This is a genomic window from Nitrospirillum pindoramense (assembly GCF_007827955.1).
Taxonomy (GTDB): Bacteria; Pseudomonadota; Alphaproteobacteria; order Azospirillales; family Azospirillaceae; genus Nitrospirillum; species Nitrospirillum amazonense_B.
The window spans coordinates 171,834-191,104 of the sequence record NZ_VITR01000004.1 but is presented as its reverse complement, the minus strand read 5'-3'; the positions used below and the strand labels follow the sequence as shown (position 1 = coordinate 191,104).

19 protein-coding genes are annotated in these 19,271 nt (G+C 66.2%); 11 read left to right on the top strand and 8 right to left on the bottom strand.

Features of this window, described 5'->3' with window-relative positions:
* Positions 1-76 precede the first annotated feature (76 nt).
* The 4 genes from FBZ90_RS08095 to FBZ90_RS08080 all read left to right on the top strand — a co-directional run bounded on the left by FBZ90_RS08095 (position 77) and on the right by FBZ90_RS08080 (position 4,883).
* Positions 77-460 (top strand): response regulator transcription factor, encoded by a 384-nt coding sequence (locus FBZ90_RS08095; RefSeq protein WP_145730827.1) that lies wholly within the window; start codon positions 77-79, stop codon positions 458-460.
* A complete protein-coding gene (locus tag FBZ90_RS08090; protein WP_145730824.1) occupies positions 457-1,104 on the top strand; it encodes a chemotaxis protein CheX in 648 nt (215 codons plus the stop codon). The genes FBZ90_RS08095 and FBZ90_RS08090 overlap by 4 nt, the downstream gene beginning before the upstream one ends.
* A 36-nt stretch (positions 1,105-1,140) precedes the next feature.
* On the top strand, positions 1,141-3,957 hold the full coding sequence (locus FBZ90_RS08085; protein WP_145730822.1) for a hybrid sensor histidine kinase/response regulator: 2,817 nt from the start codon (positions 1,141-1,143) through the stop codon (positions 3,955-3,957).
* Between the two features lie 107 nt (positions 3,958-4,064).
* Entirely contained in the window at positions 4,065-4,883 is an 819-nt protein-coding gene (locus tag FBZ90_RS08080; protein ID WP_145730821.1) for a hypothetical protein, read from the top strand.
* 16 nt (positions 4,884-4,899) lie between these two features.
* Here the strand turns inward: FBZ90_RS08080 and FBZ90_RS08075 are convergent, their stop codons facing one another.
* The gene (locus FBZ90_RS08075) at positions 4,900-5,808 is read right to left on the bottom strand and encodes an EamA family transporter (protein WP_211101946.1); all 909 of its coding nucleotides are present in this window, start codon (positions 5,806-5,808) and stop codon (positions 4,900-4,902) included.
* 148 nt (positions 5,809-5,956) lie between these two features.
* Here FBZ90_RS08075 and FBZ90_RS08070 point away from each other — a divergent pair, with 148 nt between their 5' ends.
* Complete coding sequence (locus FBZ90_RS08070) at positions 5,957-6,463, top strand: Lrp/AsnC family transcriptional regulator (RefSeq protein WP_145730820.1); 507 nt, start codon at positions 5,957-5,959, stop codon at positions 6,461-6,463.
* A gap of 265 nt (positions 6,464-6,728) precedes the next feature.
* Positions 6,729-9,335, top strand: coding sequence for a TonB-dependent receptor (locus FBZ90_RS08065; protein WP_186455662.1), 2,607 nt, complete (start codon positions 6,729-6,731; stop codon positions 9,333-9,335).
* An 80-nt stretch (positions 9,336-9,415) separates the two neighbouring features.
* On the opposite strand, the gene FBZ90_RS08060 is transcribed toward FBZ90_RS08065, so the two are convergent.
* Entirely contained in the window at positions 9,416-10,312 is an 897-nt protein-coding gene (locus tag FBZ90_RS08060; protein ID WP_145730816.1) for a LysR family transcriptional regulator, read from the bottom strand.
* A 101-nt stretch (positions 10,313-10,413) separates the two neighbouring features.
* Here FBZ90_RS08060 and FBZ90_RS08055 point away from each other — a divergent pair, with 101 nt between their 5' ends.
* Both FBZ90_RS08055 and FBZ90_RS08050 read left to right on the top strand, forming a co-directional pair.
* Complete coding sequence (locus FBZ90_RS08055; RefSeq protein WP_246130219.1) at positions 10,414-11,058, top strand: DsbA family protein; 645 nt, start codon at positions 10,414-10,416, stop codon at positions 11,056-11,058.
* A gap of 101 nt (positions 11,059-11,159) precedes the next feature.
* Positions 11,160-11,846, top strand: coding sequence for an alpha/beta fold hydrolase (locus FBZ90_RS08050; RefSeq protein ID WP_211101945.1), 687 nt, complete (start codon positions 11,160-11,162; stop codon positions 11,844-11,846).
* On the opposite strand, the gene FBZ90_RS08045 is transcribed toward FBZ90_RS08050, so the two are convergent.
* The gene (locus FBZ90_RS08045; RefSeq protein WP_145730812.1) at positions 11,843-12,781 is read right to left on the bottom strand and encodes a LysR family transcriptional regulator; all 939 of its coding nucleotides are present in this window, start codon (positions 12,779-12,781) and stop codon (positions 11,843-11,845) included. The two genes, FBZ90_RS08050 and FBZ90_RS08045, sit on opposite strands and share 4 nt — an antisense overlap.
* A gap of 97 nt (positions 12,782-12,878) precedes the next feature.
* Between FBZ90_RS08045 and FBZ90_RS08040 the strand changes: the two genes are divergently transcribed.
* Together FBZ90_RS08040 and FBZ90_RS08035 are read left to right on the top strand one after the other, a co-directional pair.
* Positions 12,879-13,520 (top strand): FMN-dependent NADH-azoreductase, encoded by a 642-nt coding sequence (locus FBZ90_RS08040; RefSeq protein WP_246130218.1) that lies wholly within the window; start codon positions 12,879-12,881, stop codon positions 13,518-13,520.
* Between the two features lie 28 nt (positions 13,521-13,548).
* The gene (locus FBZ90_RS08035) at positions 13,549-13,869 is read left to right on the top strand and encodes a YciI family protein (protein WP_145730810.1); all 321 of its coding nucleotides are present in this window, start codon (positions 13,549-13,551) and stop codon (positions 13,867-13,869) included.
* A 32-nt stretch (positions 13,870-13,901) separates the two neighbouring features.
* Here FBZ90_RS08035 and FBZ90_RS08030 read toward each other — a convergent pair whose 3' ends face one another.
* The 3 genes from FBZ90_RS08030 to FBZ90_RS08020 form a co-directional block, all read right to left on the bottom strand.
* On the bottom strand, positions 13,902-14,420 hold the full coding sequence (locus FBZ90_RS08030; RefSeq protein ID WP_145730808.1) for a hypothetical protein: 519 nt from the start codon (positions 14,418-14,420) through the stop codon (positions 13,902-13,904).
* A 145-nt stretch (positions 14,421-14,565) separates the two neighbouring features.
* On the bottom strand, positions 14,566-15,045 hold the full coding sequence (locus tag FBZ90_RS08025; protein ID WP_145730806.1) for a hypothetical protein: 480 nt from the start codon (positions 15,043-15,045) through the stop codon (positions 14,566-14,568).
* Positions 15,046-15,129: 84 nt separating this feature from the next.
* Positions 15,130-16,386 carry a cupin domain-containing protein gene (locus FBZ90_RS08020; RefSeq protein ID WP_145730804.1) on the bottom strand — a complete coding sequence of 419 codons (1,257 nt, stop codon included), beginning with the start codon at positions 16,384-16,386 and terminating at the stop codon, positions 15,130-15,132.
* Between the two features lie 209 nt (positions 16,387-16,595).
* Here FBZ90_RS08020 and FBZ90_RS08015 point away from each other — a divergent pair, with 209 nt between their 5' ends.
* Positions 16,596-17,459, top strand: coding sequence for a LysR family transcriptional regulator (locus FBZ90_RS08015; RefSeq protein ID WP_145730802.1), 864 nt, complete (start codon positions 16,596-16,598; stop codon positions 17,457-17,459).
* Here the strand turns inward: FBZ90_RS08015 and FBZ90_RS08010 are convergent, their stop codons facing one another.
* Positions 17,460-18,137 carry an HAD-IA family hydrolase gene (locus FBZ90_RS08010; RefSeq protein WP_145730800.1) on the bottom strand — a complete coding sequence of 226 codons (678 nt, stop codon included), beginning with the start codon at positions 18,135-18,137 and terminating at the stop codon, positions 17,460-17,462.
* 121 nt (positions 18,138-18,258) lie between these two features.
* Positions 18,259-19,260 carry a glutathione S-transferase family protein gene (locus FBZ90_RS08005; protein ID WP_145730799.1) on the bottom strand — a complete coding sequence of 334 codons (1,002 nt, stop codon included), beginning with the start codon at positions 19,258-19,260 and terminating at the stop codon, positions 18,259-18,261.
* Positions 19,261-19,271 lie beyond the last annotated feature (11 nt).

The window sequence follows — 19,271 nt, the reverse complement described above, 5'->3', positions numbered from 1 at the left end:
GGCGTCCAACGAAAAGACCGATATCTGCCGGGGGGCATAAAATGGCGGATTGGATGAGTTTGGCAGGATGGTTGACATGGGTACTACGGTCTTAATCGTCGATGACAGCAAACTAGCGCGCATCGTTGTCGGTAAGGCTTTGGCGGCGCTGCAACCCACATGGACCAAGGTAGAGGCGGGCAATGCCGACGAGGCCTTGGCCACCCTACAGGACAGGCGGGTGGATCTGGCCGTCCTGGACTTCAACATGCCGGGCCGTAACGGTCTGGAATTGGCTGAACAGCTGCGGCACCGTTATCCAGACATGCCGATCGCGTTGGCCACCGCCAATGTTCAGGATGAAGTGGTGGCCCGTGCCCGCGCGGCCAACGCCACCTTCGTCAGCAAACCCATCACCGAGGACGGCATTCGCGATTTCGTTGCCGGCGCAGCGCTGAAGCTGCGCGCGGTGCATGGATGACCCATAATCCCCAAGCCCTGGATGAGTTGGAAAATGACGCGCTGACCGAACTGGTCAATATCGGGGTCAGCCGCGCGGCAGTCGCCTTGCGCAAGATGGTGGGCAGTCCGGTCATCCTATCGGTGCCGTCGGTGGAAGTGGTGGGGCGCCGGGTGGCGGCCACCCTGATCCGGGAGCGGGAAAGCGACCCGTTGATCGCCGTGCGTCAGGACTTCGCGGGGGCGTTCAGCGGCCGCGCGCTGCTGATTTTCCCCGAGACCAACAGCCTGGAACTGGTCCGCGCCGTCACCCATGACGAGCTGTCGGGGACCGAGATGTTGGACATCGAGGAGGAGGCGCTGGCCGAAACGGGTAACGTCGTTCTCAACGGCTGCCTGGCCACCATGGCCAACATGCTGCAACGGCCCCTGGCCATGTCGCTGCCCCAGGTCTTGCGCGGCGATGGTCAGATTCTGTTCGAACTGTCCGACAGGCCGGACGACAATGGCGTTGTCCTGTTCCTGTACATAAATTTCGCCATCAGCGGCCGTGACATTCGCGGCTACATTGCCATGCTGATGGACCTGCCATCGCTGCAGTCCCTGAAAGAATTGATTAGTGAATTCATCACGCGGGTGGTGGGAACGGATGGCAATGCCGGCTGAGGTTTTCGCCCACGGCTTTAAGGCAGGGGGGCATGCATGAGTGGCCGAGCGGAGGCATTGGTCATGATGGAGCGTGAGGGCAGCGTGCCAACGGAACTGCGCGCCTTATGCGGCCCGCTGCTGGACACGCTGGTGCAATCCGGCATGGCCCTGACCATCACCGACCATCGCCGTCCGGGCGAGCCCCTGGTTTTCGCCAACCCGGCGTTCGAGCGTCTGACCGGCCATGCGGCCGGTGATCTGGCCGGCCGCCCCTTCGGTTTCCTTGCCGCCGCCGATGCCGATCCCGCCGTCCTGTCGGGCATCGAACAGGCCTTGGCCGCCTGCCGGGCCTTGACCGCGGACCTGAGGGTGGTGCGCCGGGACGGCAGCGTGTTCTGGGATCGCGTACGTCTGACTCCAGTGCTGGACGCGCAGGGTATCGCGCCTTACGTCCTTTGGACCCATTCCGACCAGACCCTGGAACTGGCCCGGCTGGAGGTGGAGGCGGAACTTACGGCCAGCCGGCAGGCCCTGGCCGACGCCAAGGAACGGGCGCGCCTGGCCCAGGTGGTCGGGGGCACAGCCGGGGCCTGGGAATGGGACGTGGCCAGCGGGCGATTGTATGCGGATGCCCGTTTCGCCGAGTTGTACGGTTTGGATCCGGTGGAGGCCGGCAACGGGCTGCCCACCGACGCCTTTTTCGATTCCATCCACACCGATGACCGCATGCGCATCCGCATCGCCGTGGCCGGGGTGATGCATGGCGCCGACGTTTTCGCCAAGGATTATCGCGTGGTGGGCCGCGATGGCGCGGTCCACTGGGTTTCCGCCCGCGGCAGCGCCGACCGTCTGGCCGATGGGACGGCTTGCCGGTTCCGCGGCGTGCTGGCTGATGTCACCGAGCAGAAGCGGGTCGAAGAGCAGTTGCGCGTCGCGCAAACCGCCGGCGGTGTGGGAACGTTCGAGTACATCAGCGGCTTCGGCACCGTTTCGGTATCGGAACAGTTCTGTCTTTTGCTGGGCCTGCACCCCACCACGGCGTTGCCGGTGCGCACCGTCAACGCCGTGGTCCATCCCGACGATGCCCCGCTGATCACCAGCATGGACAGCGGGGAGACGGCGCCGCCGTATCGTGAATTCCGCGTCCGGCGCCCCGATACCGGGGAGGTCCGTTGGCTGGCCCAGCGGGGTGAGCACCGGCGCGATGGCCAGCGGGATCGCGATGGCCGCCAAGGCCCAGGTAGCCGATTCATCGGCGTCATTTACGACATCACCGCGTCCAAGGATGCGGAGGAGAAGCTGCGCCAGTTCGCGGAGACGCTGGAGGCGCGGGTGGAGGAGCGGACGCGGGAACGCGACCGCGTCTGGAACAACTCCCGCGACCTGCTGGTGATCATCGGCGCCGATGGCGTCTGCCGGTCGGCCAGCCCCTCCTGGACGGCCATCCTGGGATACGACGTGGATGAGGTGAAGGGCCGGCAGGTGCAGGGCTTCGTTCATCCCGAGGATCTTGCCGTCACGGAGGACGCGCTGAGCGGCGCCATCCATGACCAGAACCTGACCAATTTCGAGAACCGCCTGCTGCACAAGGACGGCAGCTTACGGTGGGTTTCCTGGAACACCTCGAAGGAGGGCGACCTGGTTTACGCCTATGGTCGCGACATCACCGAGGACAAGCAGCGCGCCGACACCTTGCGCCAGACCGAGGAACAGCTGCGCCAGGCCCAGAAGATGGAGGCCGTGGGCCAACTGACAGGCGGCTTGGCCCACGACTTCAACAACATGCTGATGGGGGTCATCGGCGGCCTGGATATCGTGCGCCGCCGCATTTCCCAAGGGCGGCTGAGCGACCTGGACCGGTTCATGGACGCGTCCATGGCCTCCGCCCAGCGGGCGGCGGCCTTGACCCATCGCCTGCTGGCGTTCTCCCGCCAGCAATCGCTGGACCCGAAGCCCATCGACGTCAATGGCCTGGTGCGATCCATGGAGGATCTGCTGCGCCGCACCTTGGGCGAACAGATTGAGCTGCGCGTCGGCATGGCGGAAAACCTGGTGGCGGCGCGCAGTGACGCGAACCAGTTGGAAAGCGCCATCCTGAACCTGGCCATCAACGCCCGCGATGCCATGCCGGACGGCGGCATCCTGACCATAGAGACGGGGAGGGCCACGCTGGACCGGGCCTACGCCGCCCGCCATGACGGGCTGACGGCAGGGGACTACATCATGATCCGGGTCAGCGACACCGGCATGGGCATGCCCCCGGATGTGGTCGCCAAGGCCTTCGATCCCTTCTTCACCACCAAGCCCATCGGCCAGGGAACCGGCCTGGGGCTCTCCATGATCTACGGCTTCGTCAAGCAGACGGGCGGCCACGTGCGCATCGACAGTGAGATGTGGCGCGGCACGGCCATCACCCTGTACCTGCCCTGTGATGGCGGGGACGACGCCCATGAGGCCGGCATGGCCGGCATGGGGGAGACGCCGGAAGGGGCGGGGGAGATCGTGCTGGTGGTGGAGGACGACGAGTCCGTCCGCCTGCTGGTCCTGGATGTGTTGCAGGAGCTGGGCTACACGGCGCTTCACGCCGCCGATGGACGCGGCGCCTTGAGCGTCATCGAATCGTCCAGCCAGATCGACCTGCTGATCACCGATGTGGGCCTGCCCGGCCTGAACGGACGGCAGCTGGCGGAGATCGCGCGGCGGCGGCGGCCGGATCTGCCGGTGTTGTTCGTTACCGGCTATGCCGCCAATGCCGCCGTACGCGGCGATTTCCTGGATGAGGGCATGGACATGGTGATGAAGCCGTTCGCCATGGACGAGCTGGCGGCCAAGATCCGCGGCATCCTGGAGGTGCGGCAGCGTACTTTCTGAGCCCTCCCATTATAGCGCGCATAAACTGATTTAATGTTGCGCGCAGGTTGCAAACTCGGCCTCTTTCCGCCATACCTTTGACGGATAACGCGGGTATGGGGGACGAGATGCGCGGGAACGGGGTGGTTTGGGCGACGGCCTTGATGATGCTGGCGGGCTGCGCCGCGACCGGGCAGGGCCCTGCTGTTTCGCAGTCCGGGGCCAACACCACACCGACGCAGTTGTTCGCCCGCTCCCTGAACGCGGCGGCGGTTGCCCGGCCCGACCTGATCGGACCCGATCTGGTGCGCCTGGTCCCCGACAATACCCGGCTGACGTGGCGTGACGGCCCCCATGGCCGCCAGGTGCTGGTGGCGTCGACCATGGCGACGGCGGCCTATGAGAAATATTACGCCGGCAAGACGGGCGGTACGTCGCCTGCGAGCTGGGGGACCATGTGGGTCACGGCCGTGCCGCAGTTGCACGACTTTTGCGCGGGCGTCGCCGGTGATGCCACCGCCAAGGCGGACCGGGTGAAGCAGTATCTGGGCCTGGATCCCACCCGGGACTATTCGGAGGTGGTGGAGATGTGGGTGGCGCCGGAGGACTTGGCGCGTCCCTGTCCCGACATGGACGTCACGGCCGCCCACTGCACCCTCGATTCCTCATCCACCGTGGCCCGGCCCGAGTGTGCGGCGGGGGACGCCACCTGCCTGGAAAAGCAAGGCTACTGGGACTGGTTCGCCCGCAACATGCGCGTGAACTATGTGGAGGGCGGCGCCCCCTGGACCCGCCTGGGCTATACCTATGACTGGCATCCCCAGGCCGGCGCGCCGGATGGCGCCGTGCGGTATGGCGCCAGCGAGTTTATCCTGAAGCCCAGCCGCGCCTATGAGATCCGCGCGGCCTATACGCTGGGCGACTATTGCCGTAAACCCGGCACGTGACGCGCGGCCGCGAACCTCATTCCGGTAGCAAGGGGGGCGCGGAGCGGCGGGCGGTGAGCGTCGCGCCGATGGAGGCCGCCATGATGATGGCGATGGCCGCCCAATGGGCGGGCGACAGCGCCTCCCCCAGCAGCAGCATGGCCATCAGCGCGCCCACCGCCGGTTCAGCGCTGGTCAGCGTACCGAAGGTGGGCGCCGGCAGGCGCCGCATGGCGAACATCTCCAGCGTGTAGGGCAGGGCGCTGGACAGCGCCCCGACCATGACGGCGCTGCCCAGGATGGCGGGCTGGAACAGGGTGGCGGCGCCGGTCTTGACCAGGCCAACCGGCAACACCAGCGAAGCCGCGACCAGGGTGCCGATGGCCGTCACCTGGGTGCCATGGGCGGTCCCGACCTTCTTGCCGGTCACGATATAGAGCGCCCAGAACAGGCCCGCGCCCAGCGCGTAGGCAATACCGCCCGGGTCCAGTTCGGCTGTCGCCCGCTCCATCGGCAACAGTAGCATCAGGCCCAGGATGGCAAGCCCGATCCACAGGAAGTCGGCTCTGCGGCGGGATGAGAGCATCGCCAGGCCCAGCGGTCCCGTGAACTCCAGCGCGATGGCCACCCCGACCGGGATGGTTTGCAAGGACTGGTAGAACAGGGAATTCATAAAGGCCATGGCGCCGCCATAGGCCAGCAGCGGCCCCCAGTCGGCCCGCGTCAGGCGCAGCCGCCAGGGCCGCAGCAGCAGCGTCAGCATGATGGCGGCCGTGGTCAAGCGCAGCGCCGTGGTGCCCTGCGCGCCGGTCACCGGGAACAACGTCTTGGCGATGGAGGCGCCGGTGGTGACCGACACCATGGCGGCGAACAAGGCGGCCATGGGCAGGAAGGAGGACAGGCGGCTCAATCCCGTGGGCGGGGGCAGGACGGCATCGTGGGACATGGGGGAAACCGACGGACGAGGGGCGACGCGAGGACAATTTTGCGCCATAGTTTAGCGGTCGGCAGCGCCCAAACGTGTCATTTATTGGCGTATGGCGATAATATTTATCGCTCAATGCCTTCTTCGGCGCCCCAGCAAGCGGATGCCCATGCCAGACCACGACCTGGACGCCATCGACCATAAACTGTTGGAGCAGTTGCAGGCCGACAGCCGCGTGCCCATGCCGGTTCTGGCGGAACGGGTTGGGCTGTCGGGGCCCGCCTGCTATCGCCGTATTCGCCGCCTGCGCGAGGTTGGCGCCATTGAGCGCGAGATCGCCATCGTCCGCCCGCGCACCTTGGGCTGGCCCCTGACCATGGTGGTGCTGGTGACCTTGGAGCGGGATAGCGGCCGCGCCAGCGATGCCGGCGGCGGCCACGCCATCGATCAGTTCATGCGCAAGATCGCCACCGTACCGGAGGTGGTGGAGGCCTGGTACGTCACGGGCGACCATGACTTCGCCTTGCGCATCGTCGCCCGCGATATGGAAGGATACGATGAACTGACGCGGCGCATCCTGTTGGATGATGAGAATGTGAGGAATTTCAAAACTTTGGTCGTAATGCGGCAAGCCAAGGCGCTGAGCCCGGTACCGGCCGAGAGCACTGTCCGATAATTTTCCATAAGATAGATTATCGGTCTATGGTTTGTAGGCGGGGTGGGTCAATCCCGAAGTGCGACATTCCAATGCTACTGGCCGGAGCTGCGGCCCCGCTTGCGCAAGCGTCGCGCGGACGGTTGCATGGTGTCGCCCGTTCCACTGGACGCACTATAATTCTGCAACGGTCGCAATTATTTAATCATTTTTAAAAAATAATTTATCGCCCGCCGCTTATACGTCCCGCGCATCGCCTACCCCTCCTGACAGGATGAATTTGACGATGTCCCGGAGCGTTCTGCTGCGCCGCACCGCCGTGCCGCTGATTTTCTGCCTTGTTCCCTTCATCGCCCGCGCGGATGAGACGCCGGCAGCGGTGGATCAGATTCAGGAGGTGGTCGTCACCGGCTATGGCCATAGCCTGCAGACGGCCAGCGAGGTCAAGCGCGAGGCGGACCAGGTGGTGGACTCGGTGTCGGCCGAGGACATCGGCAAGTTCCCCAACCAGAACGTGGCGGAGGCGCTGCAGCTGGTCACCGGCATCACCATGACCCGCAGCCGCAGCGAGGGCTTGGACATCGCCGTCCGGGGCTTCGCCTCCAACTTCCAGACCACGCAGCTGAATGGCCGCAGCATCGCGGTGAACGAAAACGTGGAGAACGGCGGCGTGAACGGCCGCCAGTTCCGCTATGACGTCCTGCCGTCCGAACTGGTGTCCCGCATCGACGTGCAGAAGTCGCCCACCGCCGACATGAACGAGGGCGCCATCGGCGGCAACATCAACGTCCTGACCTTCCACCCCTTCGACCTGGGCACCACCGCCAGCGTCAACGCCCAGGGCAGCTATTCCGACCTGCGCGACCGCATCGACCCGTCCGTGTCCGGCATCGCCTCGTGGGTGAACGCCAACCGGGACCTGGGCGTGCTGCTGGCCGCCTCCTATATGGAGCGGTCGGTGCGGCAGGATCGCGAGTACAGCACGGGCTGGCAGATCACCAAGGCCTGGGACCCCTACTTCGGCGGCGACACCTGGACCCCCACCCGCATCCGCCCGACCATCGAGCAGGAGGATCGCCGCCGCTACACGGTCGATGGCGCCTTGCAGTGGCAGCCCAATGACCATTGGGAAACCAATGTCGACGTGCTGTTCTCCCGTCTCAAGGACAATTACGACGAATATGGCATCGACTTCTATCCGGGCGACAGCGCGGTGAAGCCGGCGGCGGGCACCTTCACCGTCGCTGACGGCACCATGGTGCGCGGTACCTTCAATAACGTCTTCACCATGGCGTCCCGCGAGACGTCCGGCCAGCGGCACGACCTGTTCGTCGCCGGCCTGAACCAGAAATGGACCGACGGTCCCTGGACGGTGGACGGCGATTTCTCCTACTCCTCCGCGCACAGCGTCACCGATGACCCCATCCACCGCAGCCGTTTGCAGGTCTACCTGCCGCTGACCATGGATTTCACCCGGGGGTACGAGGCCGCCTATGACCTGGTCACCCCGGTCAACCTCAACAGCCCGTCCAGCTTTGTCGGCCGCCGCCTGGAATACCGGGATGAGGACAGCAAGGATTACGATTGGGGTGGCCGCCTGGACGTCACCCGCGACCTGAACGTGGGCCCCCTGTCCAGCCTCGTGCTGGGTGGGGAATACCGGGAGCGGGAGCGTGACTATTTTCGCCGCGACCTGGTGAGCGAGGCGGGGGTCAAGGGTGTCGCCGGCGGGGCCTTCCCCTCCTCCTTGTTCGAATCCTTCCCCTATTCCGACTTCATGAGCGGCTTCAGCGGCAACTTCCCGCGCACCTGGCTGGTGCCCAACGGCCGCGCCTTCTTCGCCAACTACTTCGACAATTCGCTACTGAACGCGCCGCTGACGGCCGCCGACCTGGCCAACGGCTTCAAGGTCACGGAAGAGACCCTGGCGGGCTATGGCCGGCTGAACATGAAGACGTTCCTGGCGGGCATTCCGCTGACCGGCAACGCCGGCCTGCGCGTGGTGGACACCAAGCAGGTTTCCAGCGGCTACGCCACCAACGGCGTCACCGCGACGCCAGTGCGCTATGAGAAGAACTACACCGACCTGCTGCCCAGCATGAACCTTAAGGCCGACCTGACCGACGATCTGGTCTCGCGCTTCAGCGTGGCGCGGGTGCTGACCCGGCCGAACCTGGGCGACATCGCGCCCCGCCTCAGCATCTCCAACGACGCGCCGACCGGCAGCGGCGGCAACCCCAACCTGTCCCCGTACATGGCGACCCAGTACGACGCCACGCTGGAATGGTACTTCCGCAAGGACGCGTCGCTGACCGGCGGCGTGTTCTACAAGCAGCTGGACAGCTACATCACCGCCAAGAACACCGAGATCAACATCCCCGGCCGGGGTGACATCCGCATCACCACCCTGGCCAATGGTGGCAACGCGGAGGTCCGGGGCTTCGAACTGGCCTATCAGCAGGTCATGACCTTCCTGCCCGCCCCCTTTGATGGCCTGGGGCTGCAGGCGAACTTCACCCACGCCGACGTGACAACCCTGTTCGTCACCGGGACCCGCACCGTCCGGGACCAGCTGCCCGGCCTGTCCAACAACAGCTACAACCTCGTGGGCTTCTACGACTACGGCCCCTTCGGCGCCCGCCTCAGCTATTCCTGGCGCAGCGCGTACATGAGCGGGTTCGGCAACGAGGTCAGCTCCGACACCAATGTCGACGCCTACGGCACGCTGGACGCCAGCCTCAGCTATGCCGTGACGGACAACATCACGCTGACCCTGGAGGGTACCAACCTGTTGGGTGCCGCCCTGTACAACTATGGCAACACCCCCACCCAGGCGCGGGAAATCTACTACTACGGCCGGCGCTATACCGCCGGCGTCCGCGCCAAGTTTTAATCGCGCCGAGTTCTGACCGGCTGGCATCCGGTCACGCCGCCCCCGTCATCGGGGGCGGCGCCCTGCCCTCGGCATAGGTGTCAGGTGGCCTTCACGGCGTCAATCAGCATGGCGACAAAGGCGGTCACCTTGGCCGGCCTGTAGCGTGCCGGGGGATAGACGGCGTAAATGCCGCCGGCGGGCAAGTCCCACTCCGGCAGAAGCCGCACCAGGCTGCCAGCCTTGAGATCATCGGCGACTAGGTAGTCGGGCAATATGGACATGCCCCCGCCGGCCCGGGTCGCTGCCAGAACGGCGGGCGTGACGTTCATGCTCACCGCGGCCCTCATGGGGACGGCACGCCGCTCCAGGTCGTTGCGTGAAAAATGCCACAGCAACGGATCGCGAAGCGCGGTGTTGGCGATGAATGGCCAGGAGGGCAGCGCGTCCGGATCCGTCGCGGTGACCTTGTCGGCCAAGGCCGGCGCGGCCACCAGGACTTGGCGGAACGCCCCGATGCGCCGGGCCTGCAGGCTGGAACCATCCAGCCACCCCACCCGGATCGACAGGTCGATCTGTTCCTGGACAAGGTCCAGTTTCGCATCGGCGATGATCAAGTCTACGGCGCAGGTTGGATAACGGGCGGTGAAGCGGCCCACCAGCGGGGCAACGACGTTGCACCCGTAATCGTTGGGCGCCGTGACGCGGAGCGTGCCGCTGGGGATGCTGTTCGACTGCGCCAGTTCGCTGAACGCGATGTCGGCCTCCCGCAGGATCATGACGCAGCGGGCATGCAGGGTGCGGCCCGCCTCTGTCGGCTCCACCCGCCGCGTCGTGCGGATCAGCAGGCTGGTCCCGACCTCGGCCTCTAGTCGGGCGACCTGCTGGCTGACCACCGTTTTCGTCACACCCAGCCGCTCCGCCGCCCGGGTGAAGGACCCAGTGTCGACCACCGCCGCGAAGTAGGCCAGGCGGTTGAGGTTGACCGCTTCCGGCATGAACTGAACCCATATTGTAAGCTAGTGACATACACTCTGTATCATTATCTCGACTTTCCGTTTCAATCAATCCTCCTATCCTGGACGGAAGGAGACTTAGATTGCCCCCTCGAATCCCCCTTACCTATTTGTTCGATCCCTTGTGCGGCTGGTGCTACGGCGCCTCGGCGGCGTTGGACCAGATACGCGCGCGGCCCGATATCGCGCTGGTGCTGGCCCCCACCGGCCTGTTCGCGGGCGAGGGTGCCCGCCCGCTGGACGACGGGTTCGCCACCTATGCCTGGGCCAACGACCAGCGCATCGCCCGCCTGACCGGGTTGCCGTTCAGCGACCGCTATCGGACCAAGGTATTGGGTGACCGTCGTGCCCTGCTGGACTCCGCCCCGGCGACCTTGGCCTTGACCGCCGTGCATCTCACGCGGCCGGACCAGGAATTTGACGCGCTCAAGGCGATGCAACAGGCGCGCTATGTCGATGGCCGGGACAATACCGACCTGCCGATCTTGGCCAACATTCTGGCGGACCTCGGGCTGCATGAGGCGGCACGACGCCTGACGGCGCCCGATGAGGCGCTGGTGTCGGCCTATCACCAGCGTATCGCCGCCAGTCGCGCCGACATGCACGCCTTCAACCTTGAGGGGGTTCCCGCCCTGCTTGTCGGCGAAGGCTCCACCCGGCGACGTCTGAAGGCGGACGCCCTGTTCGGCCTTGTCGAAGCCCTGATCGCCGACATCCGCGCCCAATGATGCGGATGGGCTTCAGTCGCCGCACGATCCTTGCCGCCACCGCGGCGGCCGCGGGTCTTACCGCCGCGGGGCGAAGCCCCGCCCATTCAGGGATCGCATCCATGGCAAAGATTAAAAACGTCGTCCTGGTTCATGGCGCCTTCGCCGATGGATCGAGTTGGGCGGAGGTCATCGTCCGCCTTCAAGCCCTGGGCTATACGGTCACGGCGGTCCAAAACCCCCTCACCTCCCTGGCCGACGACGTCGCCGCCACCCGCCGTGTGTTGAAGCGGCAGGATGGCCCGGTCGTCCTGGTTGGACACAGCTGGGGGGGCGCGGTCATTACCGAGGCGGGCACCGACCCGAATGTCGCCGCCTTGGTTTATGTTTCAGCGCTGGCGCCCGATCAGGGCGAGGCGGTGATGGACCTGCAACGCCATGGCCCTCCCTCCCCAGGGATGCAGGGGGCGAAGCCGGACGCGGACGGTCTGCTTTGGTTCGATCCCGGCGCCTATCATGACGCGCTGGCGGCTGACGTGCATCCTGAAAGGGCGCAGTTGCTGGCCGCCACGCAGCAGCCCGTGGCAGGGCGCTGCTTCGCGGAAAAATTATCAGGGGCGGCTTGGCGTGATAAACCGTCCTGGTATCTGCTGTCCCAGGATGATCGCGCCCTGGCGCCTGAACTGCAGTCGTGGATGGCCCAGCGCATGAAGGCGTCGGTGGTGACTGTCACCTCCAGCCATATGTCGCTGATTTCGCATGCCGACGACGTGGTGCGGCTGGTGGAAAGGGCCGCACAGGCGGGTTAGTTTGGCGCACGCGCCCCATCATCAAAGACGGCCCCCTCCATCATCGCCGGCATCTCCTCAGCCAGGAAATCGAGGAAGGCCCGCACCGCCGGCACCATGCCCCGGCGGGACGGAAAGACGGCATGAAGCTCATGAGGCGCCATTCGGTGGTCCGGCAGGAGCACCGCCAAGCGCCCGTCGGCCAGCGCGGGCCCGCAAAGATGGGCAGGCAGCTGGGCCACGCCCAAACCCGCCGTCGTGGCTTGTTCCAATATCTGGACGTCGTCGGTGATAAGGGCAGGCACATATTCCACCTCCACCCCCATCCCGTTGGGCGCCTTGAGGTGCCAGAAGTTGCGCTCCCCCCTCACGCCGGCGGGGCCTAGACCGGTGACGCCGCTCAGGGCCGCCGGGGCGTCGAAGGGGCCGTTCCGTTGAATGAAGGACGGACTTGCCACCAGCAGCTGGGGGCTGGAGCCCAGGCGACGCATCACGAGATGGGAATCCTCAAGGCTGGACCGGATGCGCAGGGCGATGTCGACGCCTTCGCCGATGACATCGACCCGGCGGTTGGTCAGGTCCAGTTCCACCTGGACCGCGGGATGCATCCGCATGAACTTGGCCAGCACCGGCGCCAGGAACAAATGCGCCACCCCGATGGGGCTGCTTATCCGCAGGCGCCCGGAGGGCTGTTCATTGGCCTGCTCCGCCAGTTCCAGCGCCGCCCGTGCCGCCTGGGTCATCGCAAGGCAATGCGTATGAAAGGCTAGCCCCACGGCCGTCATTTGCACCGCGCGTGTCGATCGCTGCAGCAACCTCACCCCCAGCCGCGCCTCCAGCTCAGCCACCCGCCGGCTGACCTTCGACTTCGGAACGCCCAGGGCCAGTGCCGCGGCGGAAAAGCTGCCGTGTGACGCCACGGCGGCGAAAAAGGCCAGATCGTTCAGGTCCTCCACAACCGCCTCCCATACCCGGAAACTGTCCTATCTATAGGACAATATATCCTGACATAAGCGGCTAATGGAACGGTGAGGAGGACGCTATTTTCAGCGCATGCCCAATCCACTGGAGAGCACCATGCGCATCCTGCACATCGATTCCAGCTTCATGAACGACACGTCGGGATCCCGCGACCTGTCGGCGGCCCTGGTCACGGCGCTGCGGGACCGGCATCCCGGCGCCGACGTGGTTCGCCGCGATCTTGTCCGGCACGCGATCCCGCATCTGGATGCCCCCATCGCCGCTGGCTTCCGCGAGATCGGCCTTGCCACCTTCGATACCGCCACGCTGGCGGAACACAAGCGTTCCGCCGACCTTGTGCAGGAACTGCTGACCAGCGACATCATCGTCATTGGCGCGCCGATGTATAATTTCTCGATCCCGACACAGTTGAAGGCCTGGATCGACCGCGTCGTTCAACCCGCGCGCACCTTCAAATACACAGCCACGGGGCCCATCGGCCTGGGCGGCGGGCGGCGTGTCATCGTCGTTTCCACCCGGGGCGGGTTCTATGAGAACACCCCTCTTGCCGCCCTGGACTTCCAGGAAAGTTACCTGAAGGCGGTTTTCGGCTTCATGGGCATCCACGACGTTGAAATCCTGCGAGCCGAGGGGATGAGCCGGGGACCGGAGGCCCGCACCCGGGCCATGAGCGCGGCGCGTGCCGGCATCGCCAATATCGTCGCCGCCGCCTGACCTTCCCGTTCCATCGCGAGGAAACATCATGATTTACGCGGTCACCCTGACCTATCGCCGCCCCGTCGAGGACATCAACCCGCACCTCGACACCCACCGCGACTGGCTGGTCGCCTTGGGCCATGCCGGCCACCTCATCGCCGCGGGACCACTGGAAGACGGCAGCGGGGGCGTCGTCCTGCTCCACTGCCGGGATCAGGAAGAAGTGGCCGACCTCCTCAGCCGGGATTCCTTCCATGTCCATCGGCTGGTCGACTATGACACCCGGGCCTTCCTACCCAAACTGCGGGCCGATGATTTCCCGGAACGCTGGGCCGTAGGTGCCAAGCCGATAGCGTCGCGCCCGTGATGACCTTGGACGCCCCCAAACGCTCCTGGCGTTCAGGGGGGCGATAACACCAGGTCATCATAACCCAAGGCGTTCCGCAGACGGGCTACGGCGACACGGGCCCCGGTGATGACGACATCGGGGCCCTCGACGCGCAGTTCCACCGCATTTTCCCCAGAATCCGGCCATCTCATATACCAGGGTACCGACAGACGATAGAGGGTGCGGCCAGCGGTGTGTTCGGTGGCCTGATACCGGATGCCTGCCAGGATGTCGGGAGCCCTGTTGAAAATGATGCCGGGACGTGCGGCGGCTAGCCGCCATTGGCAGGGCATGACCCGGTACGCCAGTCGCAAGGAGCCGATGAGCGAGCCTATAACTGTCCAGGCGATGATATCCACGGGCAGAGGATCATGGCCGCGAAGCTGCGTCAGACCGTTGAGGATCAGCATGCCGGCCAGGGTGGAGGCGGACACGCAGGCGACATAGCTCAGGAATTGGCGGAATGACTGGAAGAGCAGGACCCGCCGCCACGGCGGCATGAGACAGTGTATGGTGGTCGGGGCTTCCATAATGGCCAGACGATCCGTCCTGTGCGATCGCGTCCCTGAACTTTCCACAACTGTGGCGTGGGGACGGCGCGGAGACAAGCACTCAAACGTCTCAACCCCATGCGGCGAAATGGCGCTTGCTTGAGCGGCAGCCGCCCGCCGGCCCTCACGCCTGTCGCAACGCCCGTTGCACATGGCGTACGGCGATGCGGGCACCGGTGATCGTGATGTCACCACCCTGGACGCGCACCTCGACCGCGCACTCCCGCCACCGCAGCCAGGCCAGCGACCGGGGCAAGGCCAAGCGGTAGAGGGTCCTCCCCTGCGACCGGTCGTCCGGCAGGTAGTCGATCCCGGCCAGGATGCGGGCGATGCGGTCCGCCATCAGGTCGGGGAAGGCGACGGTGACGCGCCAGCGGAGGGGCTGCACCTCGTACGGCACCCGCAGCGACACGGCGAGGCAGAAGGCCAGCGTCCCCGCCAGGATGTCAGGCGGAATGGTCTGTTGCCCCAGCAGCCGGGGCAGGCCCACGAACAGGAAAAGCCCGGCGGCGATGCTCGCCCCGGTACCCGCCGTGTAGGACAGCAGCTGGTGCGGAGACTGGAAGATCAGGAATTGGCGCCAGGCCGGCAGAACGTTCTGCATGGTCGGATTCCCCAAGGTCGCCATCCCCCGCCCGCAAAAAGGCGCGCGGGGGATGGCGAAGAATGTGGAAGATGCGGGTGAGCCTTAGGCCGGCAGGATGTCCCAACGGGCCTTGTTGAACTGCCGGATCAGGTTGGGGTCCATGTTGGTATGCTGGGCCACCAGTTCCGGCGGCGTGCAGGCCAGCCATTGCGCCAGCGACACCTCCTGGAAGCGGTCGGCCTTGAAGATCTCCAGGAACACAAGGTCTTCGGTGCCGGTGTTCTGGACGTAATGGCCAAAGCTTTTCTTGACGTAGCCCAGGTCACCGGGGCGGAAGTCGGCCGTCTGGGCGCGCGGGCCGGTGTTGAACACCGTCATGCGGCCCTGCCCCTTCAGGTAATACTGCCACTCGTCGGCGTTGGGGTGCCAATGCAGCTCGCGCAGCCCGCCCGGCTTGATGGTGACCAGCGCGGCGGCGATGGTCTTGCTGACGGGGAAGTTGCGGGTGTCCACCACCTTGACCGAGCCGCCCTTGGTGACGCGGGTGGGCTTCATGGAACCCATGGAGAAGGTGAACTCGAACTCCGGCTCACCATCCGGCGAACGCACGGCCTTCTGCACCTCTTCCAGCGGCGGGATCGGGTCCTTGGCCTGGTAGATCCAGAGGTCATCAACGGGGATGTTCTTGAAGGCGCTCTGCGGCAGACCGAAATTATCGGCCAGGACCTCGGGCGGGGTGTGGGCCATCCATTCCGTCAGCAGCAGGGTGTTGAACTCCGACGCGCGGCCGTTGTCGAACACCAGGGTGAACTCGCCGCCGCTGGTCCCGATCCCTTGCAGGGAGTGCGGCAGGCCCGGCGGGAAGTACCACAGGTCCCCCTCCTTCACGTCGCGCACGGCCGGCCGGCCGTCGGCGTCAATGACGGTGATGCGGCACTTGCCATCGGTCATCACCGCCCATTCGGCCTGCTGGTGCCAGTGCAGCTCACGCACGCCCCCCGGCCCCAGACGCATGTTCACGCCCGACACCGCCTCGGAAATGGCGAAGTCGGCTTGCGTCACCTCGCGCGCCCAACCGCCATCCTGGATGCGCTTGTGCGCGTTGTTGAAGGAGGCCCAGAACAGGTCCATGCCGGCCACATCGGTGGCGGGCGGGTCCTGGAAAGAGGGGAACTGGTTGGCCAGGGCCGGATTTTGCGGCCCCGGTTCCTGACCGGCGATGGGGTTGCTGAGGTTGACGCGGCCCTGGGCCGGGCGGTCGGGGTTGCCGAAGGTGGCGGCGCCGGCGGAATTTGCCGCCGCTGCTGCGGCGGCGACGGCGCCGGCCGCGATGATGTTGCGCCTGGTGAAATCTGTCATGAGGGATACCTCGGGCAAGGCAGGGCAGTGCCCTTCCGCCGAACCCAGAGCAGGGGCGCGGGCGGGTTAAGGGCCGCCATGTTCTTCTGGGACGATTTGTCGCCGGGCCAGCGGTCATCAATTCCAATGACTTGCTGCCGACACGCCCAATATGGATAGGTCTGCGGACGATGTGCAGAAATAACAGTTATTACTGAGCGGAATGATCGGTGTTCGACATCAACCAGTTACGCACCTTCCTGGCCGTCGCGGACACGCGGCACTTCACGGCGGCGGGGACCGCGCTGGGTATCAGCCAGTCCACCGTCAGCCAGCATATCCGCCGGCTGGAGGCCGCCTGCGGCCGCCAACTGTTCGAGCGTGACACCCACACCGTGGAACTGACGGCGGACGGCACGGTCCTGGCCGAACTGGCGCGCGACATCGTGGGACTCAGCCGCCAGGCGGCGGATTATTTCGCCGATAGCGCGCCGCGCGGCCGGGTGCGGCTGGGCGTATCGGACGACCTGACCCTGACGCGCCTGGCCGACCTGTTGCGCGACGTCGGCCGTGCCAATCCTAATCTAAGCGTCGAGCTGACGGTGGGGCTGACCAGCCTGCTGTATCAGAAGCTGGATGCCGGCCGCCTTGACCTGGTGTTCGCCAAGCGCCAACCGGGGGATGATCGCGGCACGCTGATCCACCGGGAACGTCTGGCCTGGCTGGCCCACCGGGAGTTCGCGCTGGGCGGCGAGGAAGCGGTGCCCCTGGTGCTTTACCCCAACGCCTCCATCACCAGCACATTGGCGATGGAGGCGTTGAACGGCGCGCGGCGGTCCTGGTTCGTCGCCTGCTCCAGCGAGACGCTGGCGGGCTTGCGCGCCGGCGCCCAGGCTGGCCTGGGGGTCATGGCGCAATCGCCGCTTTTGATGCGGGCGCCCGGTTCCGACCTGGTGGACATGGGGACCAGCGGCGCCCTGCCCCTGTTGGCGGAGGTGGAGTTCGTCGTGCTGGGCCGCAGCCGCCGGCTGCAAGGGGCACCGGCGGCCCTGGCCGACCTGATCGTGGAAAAGGGACCTGGCCTTTGGGCCTGATCAGGTCCGCGCGGTGACGCGCAGGCGCCCAGCCTCCACCACGGCGGCCAGATGCTCGTAGGTCGGCACCGTGGGATGGGGGGTGTCCAGCGGGGCGTGATGGGTGGCGGTAATGACGGCCACGGCGGCGCCGGCCGCCTCCCCCGCCGCGATGCCGGCCGGCGCATCCTCCCACACCAGGCAATCCTGCGGTGCGACCTCCAACCGCCGCGCGGCCAGCAGGAAGGGATCGGGGGCGGGTTTGCCCCGGCTGACGTCGTCGGCGGTGATGATCACCGGCGGCGGCGCCAGGCCGGCCGCCCCCAGCCGCGCCAGGGCCAGGTCGCGCGGGGCCGAGGTGACGATGGCCCAGCGCGTCGGTGGCAGGGTTGCCAGGAAAGCGGGCGCGCCGGGTATGGCGACCGTCCCCTCCACATCCTCGATCTCCGCCAGCGTCAGCAGTGCCGCCTCCGCCTCCACATCCGTGCCGGGGGGACTCCAGCGCCGGATGGTTTCCACCGCCCGCACGCCGTGCATGGTGGCCAGCACCGGTGCCGGGTCCAGACCATGACGCGCCGCCCAGCGGGACCAGGCGCGATTGGCGGCGGCGATGCTGTCCACCAAGGTGCCGTCCATGTCGAACAGGAAGGCGGCGAAGCGGCGGTCGGCGTGGGGTACGCTGGGGGGAACGGCGGGCATGCAGGGCTTTCTTCGGATCATCCGGGCGGATGCCATCCTGCGGTGCCCGCCGCCCCACTGTCGACGCCCATGCTTGCTGGGCACCGGTTCGTTCCCAGGGGCTTGCTTTTCGGGATCGGGATCACACCGGCAGCGGGTTCGCCCCCGACAGACGCTCCCGCCCATGGGGGGCGGTGAGGTCCTGCACCGGGCCCGCGGGGACGATCCCGGTGGGATTGATGGTGCGGTGGCTTTCGTAATAGTGGCCCTTGATGTGCTGGAAGTTCACGGTCCCGGACACGCCCGGCAGTTGGTAGAGATCCCGCAGATAGGCCGACAGGTTCGGGTAGTCGGCGATGCGGCGGATGTTGCATTTGAAATGGCCGACATAGACCGGATCGAACCGCACCAGGGTGGTGAACAGGCGGATGTCCGCCTCCGTCACGTGGTCGCCGGTCAGGAAACGGCGGCTGGACAGGCGGTCGTCCAGCCAGTCCAGCGTGTCGAACAGCGGCGTGATGGCCTCCTCGTAGGCCGCCTGGCTGGTGGCGAAGCCCGCCTTGTAGACGCCGTTGTTGACGGTGTCGTAGATGCGCGCGTTCAGCGCGTCGATCTCCGGCCGCAGCGCAGCGGGGTAATAGTCGCCCGGCTGGGCGCCCACGGTGTCGAAGGCGCTGTTGAACATGCGCAGGATTTCGGAGGATTCGTTGTTCACGATGGTCCGGCGCTGTTTGTCCCATAACACCGGAACTGTGACCCGCCCGCTGTAGTGTGCGTCGGCGGCCTGGTAGACTTGGTACAGCGCATCAGCGCCGTTCACCGCATCCGGGACGGTGCCCGGGCCCTCCTCAAAGGTCCATCCCCGTTCCAACATGCGCCAATGGACGACGGAGACGCTGATGGCATCCTCCAGCCCCTTCAGCGCGCGCAGGATCAGGGTCCGGTGCGCCCAAGGGCAGGCGAGGCTGACATAAAGATGATAGCGGCCGGGCTCCGCCGCGAAGCCGCCCTCGCCGCCCGGTCCAGGGGCGCCGTCAGCGGTGACCCAATGGCGGAACGCGCTGTCCTTGCGCACGAAGCGGCCGCCGGTCGATTTCGTTTCGTACCAGACGTCGCGCCATTCTCCGTCAACCAGCAAACCCATGGTCTTCTCCG